Source organism: Bradyrhizobium macuxiense, from assembly GCF_001542415.1.
GTDB classification, from domain to species: Bacteria; Pseudomonadota; Alphaproteobacteria; order Rhizobiales; family Xanthobacteraceae; genus Bradyrhizobium; species Bradyrhizobium macuxiense.
Genome location: NZ_LNCU01000082.1, coordinates 70,000 through 80,898, shown reverse-complemented (window position 1 = coordinate 80,898; position 10,899 = coordinate 70,000). Strand labels below are relative to the sequence as shown.

The 10,899-nt window shown below is 65.5% G+C and carries 10 protein-coding genes; 4 read left to right on the top strand and 6 right to left on the bottom strand.

The window, feature by feature from the left end:
* Window positions 1-59 precede the first annotated feature (59 nt).
* A complete protein-coding gene (locus AS156_RS24575) occupies window positions 60-1,208 on the bottom strand; it encodes an IS110 family RNA-guided transposase (RefSeq protein ID WP_066509700.1) in 1,149 nt (382 codons plus the stop codon).
* A gap of 159 nt (window positions 1,209-1,367) precedes the next feature.
* On the bottom strand, window positions 1,368-3,053 hold the full coding sequence (locus tag AS156_RS24570; protein WP_066509698.1) for a methyl-accepting chemotaxis protein: 1,686 nt from the start codon (window positions 3,051-3,053) through the stop codon (window positions 1,368-1,370).
* Window positions 3,054-3,321: 268 nt separating this feature from the next.
* Between AS156_RS24570 and AS156_RS24565 the strand changes: the two genes are divergently transcribed.
* The 4 genes from AS156_RS24565 (at window position 3,322) to AS156_RS24550 (ending at window position 7,816) form a co-directional block, all read left to right on the top strand.
* Window positions 3,322-4,365, top strand: a complete 1,044-nt coding sequence (locus AS156_RS24565; protein WP_066509696.1) for a C-terminal binding protein — start codon at window positions 3,322-3,324, stop codon at window positions 4,363-4,365.
* A gap of 136 nt (window positions 4,366-4,501) precedes the next feature.
* Window positions 4,502-5,839, top strand: a complete 1,338-nt coding sequence (locus AS156_RS24560) for an ABC transporter substrate-binding protein (protein ID WP_066509694.1) — start codon at window positions 4,502-4,504, stop codon at window positions 5,837-5,839.
* A gap of 131 nt (window positions 5,840-5,970) precedes the next feature.
* Entirely contained in the window at window positions 5,971-6,927 is a 957-nt protein-coding gene (locus tag AS156_RS24555; RefSeq protein WP_066509685.1) for a carbohydrate ABC transporter permease, read from the top strand.
* Window positions 6,920-7,816, top strand: a complete 897-nt coding sequence (locus tag AS156_RS24550; RefSeq protein ID WP_066509679.1) for a carbohydrate ABC transporter permease — start codon at window positions 6,920-6,922, stop codon at window positions 7,814-7,816. Before AS156_RS24555 ends, AS156_RS24550 begins: the two co-directional genes overlap by 8 nt.
* A gap of 136 nt (window positions 7,817-7,952) precedes the next feature.
* On the opposite strand, the gene AS156_RS24545 is transcribed toward AS156_RS24550, so the two are convergent.
* The 4 genes from AS156_RS24545 to hutX form a co-directional block, all read right to left on the bottom strand.
* Window positions 7,953-8,774, bottom strand: coding sequence for an energy transducer TonB family protein (locus AS156_RS24545; RefSeq protein WP_066509677.1), 822 nt, complete (start codon window positions 8,772-8,774; stop codon window positions 7,953-7,955).
* A 343-nt stretch (window positions 8,775-9,117) separates the two neighbouring features.
* The gene (exbD, locus tag AS156_RS24540) at window positions 9,118-9,564 is read right to left on the bottom strand and encodes a TonB system transport protein ExbD (protein ID WP_066509675.1); all 447 of its coding nucleotides are present in this window, start codon (window positions 9,562-9,564) and stop codon (window positions 9,118-9,120) included.
* Between the two features lie 3 nt (window positions 9,565-9,567).
* Entirely contained in the window at window positions 9,568-10,320 is a 753-nt protein-coding gene (exbB, locus tag AS156_RS24535) for a tonB-system energizer ExbB (RefSeq protein WP_066509674.1), read from the bottom strand.
* Between the two features lie 63 nt (window positions 10,321-10,383).
* Window positions 10,384-10,896, bottom strand: a complete 513-nt coding sequence (gene hutX, locus AS156_RS24530; protein WP_066509737.1) for a heme utilization cystosolic carrier protein HutX — start codon at window positions 10,894-10,896, stop codon at window positions 10,384-10,386.
* Window positions 10,897-10,899: the final 3 nt, after the last annotated feature.

Here is a 10,899-nt window from a genome sequence, read left to right as displayed (position 1 = left end):
ACGGTCATCATCCGTCCCGCACGAGCGCGGCGAGCCGCGACGCGTGGTCGCGTGGTTTGTCATGCCTTCATGGTTGCCTGCTCGGGAATGAGGCCGGTGGTGAGATAGCGCCACAGCGCCACGATCAGCTTGCGCGCCAAGGCGACGATGGCGATACGTTTGGCGCGCTTGCCGGCGTTGGCGGTGCGGGCGTGAAACCAGCGGCTGAGCGCGCTGTCGCCCTGATGGCGGAGCCAGAGCCACGCCAGCTCGATCGCCTTCTGGCGGGCGCGTCGATTACCGGCCTTGCTGATGCCCTGCTCGCGATCCATGCCGCCGCTGCGCCACGGGCTGGGGGCCAATCCGCAATAGCTGGCAACCTCGCGGCGGTTGCGGAAATCCTTGTAGAATAGCTCGCTCACCAGCGTCCCGGTGAAGGCCGGGCCGAGCGCCTTGATGCGGAGCAGCAGGTCTCGCCGCTCCCGCATCGGTGCAGGAGCCGGCGCGGCCTGTGTCGCCTGGGCCTCTTCCAGTGCCGCAAGCTGGTCACGTATCAACGTCAGCCGCGCGTGCTCGCGCGTCACTTCGGCCAACAACTGTGGCGGCACCGGTCGTCCCTGCCAGTCGCGCTGCCGCGCGAGCCAGGCCAGCCAGTCGCGCCGCCGCGGGTTGCCGACCGCCATCCCGTGAAGGCGCAGCAGCCCCTTGATCCGGTTGGTGTGAGCGGTCTGCTCCGTGACCAGCCGGTCGCGTTCGCGACTGGCGCGCCGGGCGTCCTCGGCCTCCACGCTCGGTACCCGGACGCTCCGAACAACTCGCGGTTCGCCCCGCAAATAGGCCATCAAGGTACGCAGCAGCAGCTCGCCGTCGATCCGGTCCGTCTTTGCCCGTCGCGCCCGCTGCTCCACCGCAATACTCGCCGCGTCGAACACGAAGTTCCTGATCCCGGCCGTCTCCAAAAGCCGGTGCAGCCAAAAGCCGTCATAACCGGCTTCATAGCAGCTCACCACGCACGGCACCGAGCCGAGCTTCTCCGTCACGCGGGTGCGGGTCCGCTCGATCACGGCCAGCAGTTCGCCGTGATCGCCTCCGTCGAGCTTGTGGCGAGACATCCGCTCCCGGTCAGGGCTGTGAAGCGTCACAAGCCATGTCTTCTGGCTCAGTTCGATTGCAACGAAAATTGTGCCACAATGCCCTGCGGTGGGCGTGCCTGCAGTCGATGCTTGCATCTGACTTCTCCGATGGTTCGAGTGTGCAAACCCAAACCTATCGGATAGAGCTCGCTCACCGCCCCATGGAATCTACGGACTTCTCTCGCCATGTCAGAAACGCGAATGCCCGGGCCAAGCCCGGGCATCGTGATGAATGTTGGTGAGATCGCGTCAGCTCTACGCCGCACGGACCTTCTGCAGGAACTCGTCGACCGCGTTGCGCAGCATGCCGGATTGGGTGTCGAGCTCGCGGGCGTTCGAGAGCACGTCGGTCGCGGCGGTGCCGGTGGCGGCGGCCGCGGTGGTGACGCCGCCGATATGGGCCGAGATCTCGCTCGAGCCGGTCGCGACCTGCTGGATGTTGCGCGCGATCTCGCGTGTCGCGTCGCCCTGCTGGTCGATCGCGGTCGAGATCGAGGCTGTGATCTCGCTCATCTGCGCGATGGTCGCGGTGATGCCGCCGATCGAGGTGACCGCCTCGCCGGTCGAGGCCTGCATCGCCGCGACCTGCGCCGAGATCTCCTCGGTCGCCTTCGCGGTCTGATTGGCGAGCGCCTTGACCTCGGACGCGACGACCGCGAAGCCGCGGCCGGATTCGCCGGCGCGCGCCGCCTCGATCGTGGCGTTGAGCGCGAGCAGATTGGTCTGGGCGGCGATCGAATGGATCAGCTTGACCACCTCGCCGATCTTCTCCGCGCCGGTGGAGAGCGCCTGCACGGTCGCATTGGTGCGCTCGGCATCAGCCACCGCCTTGCCCGCGACCTCGCTGGAGCGCGCCACCTGGCGGGCGATCTCGGCAACCGAGCTCGACAGCTCTTCGGCCGCCGCGGCAACAGTGCCGACATTGTTGGAGGCGCTGTCGGACGCAGCTCCAACCGTCGCGGCACGCGCGCTGGCGTCGCTCGCGGTCGCGGTCATCGATTGCGCGGTGGTCTGCATGCCGGCGGCGGCTGATGCCACCGAGCGGACGATGCCGTTCACGCTGCGCTCGAAATCGTTGGCGATGTTGTCCATCGCGGAGCGCCGATCGGCGGTCGCACGCGCCTGGTTCGCTGCCTCGGCCTGTTCGAGGTCGCGGATCTTGACCGCGTTGTCCTTGAATATCTGCACCGTCGCCGCCATCGCGCCGACCTCGTTGCCGCGGCCGACACCCGGAATCTCGCCCTCGAGCTTGCCGTCGGCGATGTCGCGCATGCGGGCGCCAAGCTGGTTGAGCGGGCGGGAGATGCTGCGGCCGATCAGCCAGGCGACCGAGCCGGAGATGATGCCGATGCCGAGGATCGCCAGACCGAGCAGCCACGCGATCGGGCGCATCTTGGCGTCGATATCCTCGAGATAGGCGCCGGTGCCGAGGTACATGTCGAAGCCGGGGACAGCGACGGCATAGCCGAGCTTGTGAATCGGCGTCTCCTGACCCGGCTTCACATAATCATAGAACAGCAGGATCTCGCCCTTGGCCTTCACGCCGTCCATCAATTCCTGCGACAGCTTGCGGCCATTGGTCACGACGTCCATGCGGTTGGTGCCGACCTGCTTCGGATCGGGCGCCAGCACGGTGATGCCGTTGTAGTCGGTACCGAACAGATAGCCGGCGCCGTTGTCATAGGTCATGGCGTTGGCGCGCTTGCCGAACTCGGCGAGCGCAGCCTCCTTGGTCATCTTGCCGGCATCGACCTCCTTCTTCAGGCTCGCCGCCATGTTCTTCGCCATCTCGACGATCGCCTTGGCCTGATCGATGCGCGCATTCGTCATCTCACGCTGCATCAAGTGAGCAGCGAGGATGCCGGCCGCACACAGACCAAGGAGTGTCACCCCCACCAGGATGCCGAGCTTTGGGGTGATCTTCAGATTTGACAGCTTCACGGGGATCTCCGGGAGGTGGGGAACGCGACGCGATTGGCGGATTGATTCCGCGCACCGTAATGTGAGAGCCTTTACCCGTTGGTTACGGGGGTTCCCCGTAGTAGCCCGGAGAATCAGGCTGCCGACCAACCGGCAATTGTGGAGGGAGCAGCACAAGTCGCGTAGAAGTATATGCAGGCGGCGGTGCAAGGCGCGGCCCAAGCAAGAAGCCAAGCAAGAAACAACGAGCAACAAGCAAGAACAGAACACTCAAGATCGGGAGCACGTCATGTCAAAATTCAGAGTGGTCACGCCGAAGGGCGCAAGCTTCACCGTCGCCGGCGGCGGCTACGACTATGAACGGGAGGCGCTCGACCCGATCGGCGCCGAGATCATCGAGGCCCCGGCCAACGAGGCCGAGTTCATCGCCGCGGCAAGGACCGCAGATGCGATCTACGCCAAGGGCATGCCGATCACCAAGACGATCATCGACGCGCTGGAGAACTGCAAGGCGATCACGCTCGGCAGCGTCGGCGTCGACTCGGTCGACGTCAAGGCGGCGACCGCACGCGGCATCCCCGTCACCAACATCCCCGATACCTTCATCGAGGAGGTCGCCGACCACGCCATGATGCTGCTGCTCGCAGGCTTCCGCCGCCTGATCGAGCAGGACAAGATGGTGCGCACCGGCCGCTGGGCCGAGGGCCGCCCGGCGCTCCTGAAGATTCCCCGCCTGATGGGGCAGACGCTCGGCTTCATCTCCTTCGGCCGGGTGGCGCGCGCGGTGGCCAAACGCGCCGCCCCCTTCGGGCTGCGGATGATGGCCTACGATCCGTTCATCCAGGAAACGTTGATGTATGACCACGGCGTGATGCCCGCGACGCTGTCGGAGGTGCTGTCACAGTCGGATTTCGTCTCCATGCACGCGCCGGCGCGGCCCGAGGTGCACCACATGCTGGGCGAAAAGCACTTCCGCCAGATGAAAAAATCGGCCGTTTTCATCAACACCGGGCGCGGCGCGACGGTAGACGAGGAAGGGCTGATCAAGGCGCTGCAGGAGGGCTGGATCGCCCACGCCGCACTCGACGTACTTGAAAAGGAGCCTCCGTCACACAACAACCCGATGCTCGGGATGGACAATGTTACCTTGACCGCCCATGTCGCCTCCGCCTCGGCACGTTTTGACGAGGCGCGCAAGCGCCGGGTGGGCTACGAATTGTCACTAGTGCTCCAAGGCATGTGGCCGGTAAGCTGCGTCAACCCGTCGGTGCTGCAAAACACCGCGCTGCGCCGCTGGCAGCCCGTCAGCATGGATCGCGGTCCGAACAGCTAGGCGGCGAAGCGCTTTTCGCGCAGGCTCGTCCCGTGGATGACGCGGGACGGCGCCGGGTTGCGCGAGGAATGTCCCGAAAACCCTTCACCGGCGATCAACGCCGGGAAGAAACAAGAACACTGGGAGATTGAACGACATGAAGACCGAGATCACGCGCCGCGACGCACTGGTGCTGGGGGTTTCTGCGGCAGCGCTCGTCGCGAGCGGCGCTTCGGCGCAGGACGCGTCGAAAGTGAAGGCCGCCGACGCGGCGGCGCCGTCGCTGCCGATCGAGAAGGGTGCGTCCTTGCGCATGCTGCGGCCGGTGCGCTTCGTCCAGGCCGACGAAGACGTTTTCCGCGCCAATGCCAAGAAGTTCACCGACAAGACCGGCGTCGAGATCAAGGTCGACTTCGTCGGTTGGGAGGACATCAACCAGCAGACCGCGGTGACCTCGAACTCCGGCGCCGGCCCCGACATCATCATCGGCTTCGGCGACGCGCCGCACATCTATGTCGACAAGCTGGTCGAGCTGACCGATGTCGCCGACTATCTCGGCAAGCGCTACGGCGGCTGGCTGACCCTGGCGCAGAAATACGGCATGCGCGCCAAGTCCAAGAGCTGGATCGGCCTGCCGTTCGGCGCCTCCGGCGGTCCGCTGGTCTACCGCAAGTCACTGGTCAAGGCAGCAGGCTTCGACCGGGTGCCGGATGACCACGCCGGTTTCCTCGAACTCTGCAAGAAATTAAAGGCGGCCGGCAAGCCCGCAGGCTTCGCGCTTGGCAACGCCGTCGGAGACGGCAACGGCTTCGCAAGCTGGCTGCTCTGGTCGCACAAGGCAGCCCTGCTCGATGAAGAAGGCAACATCGTCATCAACAGCAAGGAGACGGTCGCCGCGCTGAAATATCTGAAGGAGCTCTATCCGACCTTCATTGCCGGCACGCCGTCGTGGAACGACGTCTCCAACAACCGCGCCTATTCGGCGCAGGACATCAGCCTGACCGCGAACGGCGTCTCGCTGTATTTCTCGCTCAAGAACGACCCCGCGACCAAGGCGATCGCCGACGACACCGAGCATCAGTTCCTGCCCAAGGGGCTGGCCTCGACCTATCCGATGTCGGGCCTGACACTGAACGCGATGGTGTTCAAGCACAGCAAGTATCCCAACGCGGCAAAGGCATTCTTGCAATTCATGCTGGAGCACGAACAGTATGAGTCGTGGCTCAATGCCAACTCCGGCTACTGGTCGCAGCCGCTGGCGGCCTATGCGGATGCCGCGGTGTGGTCGGGCGATCCCAAGGTCGCGATCTTCAAGGATACGATGAAGACACCGTACTACAACGGCTACAATGGACCGATCTCGACCGCGACCGGCGCCGTCACCGCCGATTACGTGCTGGTGCAGATGTGCGCATCGGTCGCGACCGACGCCGCTACGCCTGAGGCCGCCGCGGCGGAAGCCGAGCGGCGCGCCAAGCGGTATTTCCGCCGCTGAGCTAGTAACGGCCGTCATTGCGAGGAGCAACGTGACGAAGCAATCCATCCTTTCTTCCGGGAAGCGTGGATTGCTTCGCTCCGCTCGCAATGACGGAGTGGTGACGCCATTCGCACCAGGATAGCCCATTGATGTCCGTAACGACTGTCCCCGCCCGCACCTACGCGCTGCGCCAGCCAAACTGGCTTGCCCGTGTATTCGATTACAAGCCGTTCCTGATCGTGGTGTGCCTCGCGCCCGCGGTCGGCCTGCTCGCGGTGTTCCTGACCTACCCGCTGGGTCTCGGCATCTGGCTCGCCTTCACCGACACCACGATCGGCCGCAGTGGCGTCTATGTGGGGCTGGAGAATTTCCAGTACCTGCTCAGCGATCCCCTGTGGTGGGGGGCGGTGTTCTACAGCATCGTCTACACCGCGGTCGCGACCTTCGGAAAGTTCGCGCTCGGCTTCTGGCTTGCGCTCCTGCTCAACAACCATTTCCCGTTCAAGAGCCTGATCCGCGCCATCGTGCTGCTGCCGTGGATCGTGCCGACCGTGCTGTCGGCGCTGGCATTCTGGTGGATCTACGATCCGCAGTTCTCGATCATCTCCTATCTCCTGGTCGACGTGCTGCATTGGCGCACGACCAATGTCGACTTCCTCGGCTCGCCCTGGCCGGCGCGGTTCTCGCTGATCGTCGCCAATATCTGGCGCGGCATCCCGTTCGTCGCGATCTCGCTGCTGGCGGGGTTGCAGACCATCTCGCCTTCGCTCTATGAAGCCGCGATGCTCGACGGCGCCACCGCCTGGCAGCGTTTCCGCTACATCACCTTCCCGATGATGATGCCGATCCTGGCGATCGTGATGACATTCTCGATCATCTTCACCTTCACCGATTTCCAGCTCGTCTACGCCATCACCCGCGGCGGCCCGGTCAATTCCACCCACCTGCTTGCGACGCTGGCGTTCCAGCGCGGCATCGCCGGCGGCGAGCTCGGCGAAGGCGCGGCGATCGCGGTGTCGATGATCCCGTTCCTCGTGTTCGCGACGCTGTTCAGCTACTTCGGCCTCGCCCGCCGCAAATGGCAGCAGGGAGAAGCCAATGACTGACGTAGCAGCCCAATCGAGCAACGTCGGCAGCGCCACGCCCGACACGATGGCGTGGGATTCCCGCGCGCGGCGGATGGTGATGATCTATCTGCCCCTGGCCTGCTTCATCGTGATCCTGCTGTTCCCGTTCTACTGGATGGCGATCACCTCGTTCAAACCGAATGCGGAACTCCTGAACTACAAGGAGCACAACCCGTTCTGGATCACCTCGCCGACGCTTGTGCATATCAAGCATCTCTTGTTCGAGACCGACTATCCGCACTGGCTGAAGACGACGATGGTGGTCGCGATCGCCTCGACCTTCCTGTCGCTGTTCGCCTCGACGTTGGCGGCCTATGCGATCGAGCGCTTGCGCTTCCGCGGCAGCGCCTATGTGGGCCTCGGCATCTACCTCGCCTATCTCGTACCGCCGTCGATCCTGTTCATTCCGCTCGCCACCGTGATCGTGCAGTTCGGCCTGTTCGATTCACCGATGGCGCTGATCCTGGTCTATCCGACCTTCCTGGTGCCGTTCTGCACCTGGCTGCTGATCGGCTACTTCAAGTCGATCCCCTACGAGCTCGAGGAATGCGCGCTGGTCGACGGCGCGACGCGGCTGCAGATCCTGCGGCGGATCACGCTGCCGCTCGCGGTGCCCGGCCTGATCTCGGCCGGCATCTTCTCCTTCACGCTGTCCTGGAACGAGTTCATCTACGCGCTCGCCTTCATCCAGAGCGGCGCCAACAAGACCGTACCGGTCGCGATCGTGACCGAGCTCATCACCGGCGACGTCTACCAGTGGGGCGCGCTGATGGCGGGCTCCCTGCTCGGCTCGCTGCCGGTGGCGCTGTTCTACTCGCTGTTCGTCGACTATTACGTGTCGTCGCTGACCGGCGCGGTCAAGGAGTAGCGGGAGCGCACAACTCCCTCGCCGTCATGCTGAGGAGCGCGGAACGCGCGTCTCGAAGCATGCACGGCCGCGGTCGGGCCGTCGCCCTTCGAGACGGCCGCTGCGCGTCCTCCTCAGGGTGACGGGAGCAATAGCTCTACCTCGGCACAAACGCGACCGGCACGCTGAAGCTCATCGAACCCTGCGCAATCTCCGGCGGAAATGCCGGGAACGGTTGCGCCTGCCGCAGCATCGCCAATGCGCGCGCGTCGAACATCGCGTTGCCCGAGGAGCCGCCGAGGTGGCTCGACACCACCTGTCCGCCGCGATCGAGCGTAAAAATCAGCCGGACCACGCCACCCTGGCCGTTGCCGCCCGGTGGATAAGAGTGGAAGCGCATCAGATGCGCGCGGACGCGCGCATTGTAGGCCGCGATTGCCGATGCGGACGCGCCGGCGCTGATCGATGACGCCATCGGAGCCCGGCGCTCGGCACGCGACGGCGCGCTGGTGTGCGGGGCCGGCGTCGCTTCCGACGGCTTCTTCGCTTCGCGGCGGATCACTTTCGGCTTCACCGGCACCGGCTTCTGTTCGGGAACGTTCTTCGCGGGCCCGGGCTTCGGCGGCACGGCCTGCTGCGTCTGCTCCGGCGGTACGACGACGTCGGGCTTCCGCTGCGGCGGTGACGGTGCGATCTGCTCCTGCACGGCCGGCGCGGCCGCAGGCTCCGGCGGCGAGGCGTCCGCCTCCTGCATCACGGGTCCCGGCGGCACCTCCATCGGCGTGATGTCAGGCGCGGAGGTGATCGGCGTCAGGTCCACCAGGATCGTCGGCACCGCAACGCCGGGCGATGGCGCGGAGGCCCAGGTCAAGCCGAGCGCGAGCACCGCCGCATGTACCGCGAGGATCGCAGCGGCCGAAAGGCTCCAGCGGCGCAGCCGGATATCGTTGCCAGTGTCATGCAGCGCAAAGGCATTCATGACGTCCGTCGGTACGGTGAACCGCGCCCGCGGATCGGAACGCGTCCCCTCTCCCGCTTGCGGGCGCTCACAGGGGAGGCGCGTTGCCAAAACATCGAAAACAACCCCATGCAAAGTAGCCGGCGTTCGGCCAGGCTGCTTGACATGTCGGGCAACTCGCCGATATATTTCCAATATTCCGAAATCACATAGACGCACGCTCGCTCCAGTGGGGACATGTGGCATTTGCGTGCGTCTGTAACCGACGTTTCCACGTCGTCATGGCCGATAGCCACATGCGATAGCCCTGCCCGCACGCGGGAGAGGTGCATTTCCGATGCGGCGGCAATCCCGTCATCATGCGCTAGCGTCGCCCATCGAGGCCGACCAGCGCGATCTTGAGATAGCCGGCGTTGCGCAGCAGGTTCATCACCTCCATCAGTTCGCCATAGCTGACCGCCTTGTCGGCGCGCAGAAAGATGCGCTCGTCCCTGTTGCCCTGGGTGGCGCCGTCGAGCGTCGCGGTCAGCGCGTCGCGCGCGATCACGTCCTCGCCGACCGCGACCGAGAGATCCGGCTTCACGGTGACGAACACCGGCTTGTCCGGCCGCGGCTGCGGCTCGGCGGTCGAGGCAGGCAGATCGACGCCGAGATCGACGGTGGCGAGCGGCGCGGCAACCATGAAGATGATGAGCAGCACCAGCATCACGTCGATGAACGGCGTGACGTTGATCTCATGCGCCTCGGCAAGATCGTCGTCACCACGGCGCCGGCCGCCGAGCACACCGCTGGAGCCGAGCTTCGCGCCCATCCCCTACTCCGCGGCGCGCGCCAGCAGGAACAGGCTGCGATCGCCCTCCCGGCTGACCAGCAACATCACCATCGCCGAGGCGTCACCGAGCAATGCCCGGTGCGCCGCAATCACCCGCGTCAGATGGTTGTAGATCACGACCGCCGGGATCGCCGCGACAAGACCCAGCGCGGTCGCAAGCAACGCCTCCGCGACGCCCGGCGCGACCACCGCGAGATTGGTGGTGTGCGCCTCGGAGATGCCGATGAAGGCATTCATGATGCCCCACACCGTGCCGAACAGCCCGACGAATGGCGCGGTGGCGCCGATGGTGGCGAGCACGCCGGTGCCGCGCGCGATCTGCCGCGACATCGCCGCCTCCACCCGTTCGAGCCGGAGCGCGATGCGCTCCTTGAAGCTGTCGTCGAACAGGCCGCCGGAGAGCGTGGCCTCGCACGCCGCCGACCGGATGATCTGCGCCACCGCGTCGCTGCCGTCGCGGCTCGCCTGCTCGACTTCGGCAAGCCGCGTGTCGCGCTCGAGCAGGCCGATCCGCTGTTTGGCAATCGCGGTCTTGCGCCTGATCTCGACGGTTTTCGCGAGCCAGATCGTCCAGCTGACAAGTGATGCGAAGGCCAGCCCGATCATGACCGCCTTCACGACGATATCGGCGCTCTGGAACATGCCCCATGGCGACAGATTGCGCGGCAGCAGCGCAGTGTCGGTTGCGGCAAGGCACGCGCCCGGTGACAGGACGCCGAGTACGGCGGCTGCCATCGTCCAGATCCTTTGCCCAAGCCATCGCTGCGACATGGTCGCCTCCTGATCCGTGCCCGGTGGTCAGCCTGCCGCTTTCGGCACGAGGCGATCCGCCAGCGCGTGGAAACGCTGAAGCTGATCGCTGCGTAACGCGCGCGTCTCGTCACGGCCGACGAACACCTTGAACATCAACCCGCCGTCGAGGTTGATGAAGGCCACGAACGCCGACACCTTGCCCATGAAGGGACGCTCGACAAAGGCGATCGCCGCGCAGCGCTCATGGCGGAGATGGCCGTGCAGGCCCTTCGGCTGCATCAGGTTGAAATAGCCGCGCCCCACCTCGCCGACTGGAATCGCGCCGGTGAACTCGAAGATCCCGTCGTCTGTGTGCACGATCAGCGTCACCTCGCCCCACTCCGCGATGTCCTGCATCGCGGCAGCGAATTCGCCGGCCCCGATCCGCACCATCGTGTCCGGCAGCGCCTCGAGCACCGCGCGCGGCGTGACGTTGCGCTCGCGCGCGACGTCCTCGATCACGGCGCCGGGATTGGCGGCCATATGGGCCTTCAGCTCGGCAAGCTCGGTCGCGAGCATGGA

Excerpts from the sequence above, each read along its gene's own strand:
- AS156_RS24575 (WP_066509700.1), bottom strand. The coding sequence starts at position 1,208 with ATGCAAGCATCGACTGCAGGCACGCCCACCGCAGGGCATTGTGGCACA.
- exbD (WP_066509675.1), bottom strand. The coding sequence starts at position 9,564 with ATGGGCGCGAAGCTCGGCTCCAGCGGTGTGCTCGGCGGCCGGCGCCGT.
- AS156_RS24545 (WP_066509677.1), bottom strand. The coding sequence starts at position 8,774 with ATGAATGCCTTTGCGCTGCATGACACTGGCAACGATATCCGGCTGCGC.
- AS156_RS24550 (WP_066509679.1), top strand. The coding sequence starts at position 6,920 with ATGACTGACGTAGCAGCCCAATCGAGCAACGTCGGCAGCGCCACGCCC.
- hutX (WP_066509737.1), bottom strand. The coding sequence starts at position 10,896 with ATGCTCGCGACCGAGCTTGCCGAGCTGAAGGCCCATATGGCCGCCAAT.
- AS156_RS24560 (WP_066509694.1), top strand. The coding sequence starts at position 4,502 with ATGAAGACCGAGATCACGCGCCGCGACGCACTGGTGCTGGGGGTTTCT.
- exbB (WP_066509674.1), bottom strand. The coding sequence starts at position 10,320 with ATGGCAGCCGCCGTACTCGGCGTCCTGTCACCGGGCGCGTGCCTTGCC.
- AS156_RS24565 (WP_066509696.1), top strand. The coding sequence starts at position 3,322 with ATGTCAAAATTCAGAGTGGTCACGCCGAAGGGCGCAAGCTTCACCGTC.
- AS156_RS24555 (WP_066509685.1), top strand. The coding sequence starts at position 5,971 with ATGTCCGTAACGACTGTCCCCGCCCGCACCTACGCGCTGCGCCAGCCA.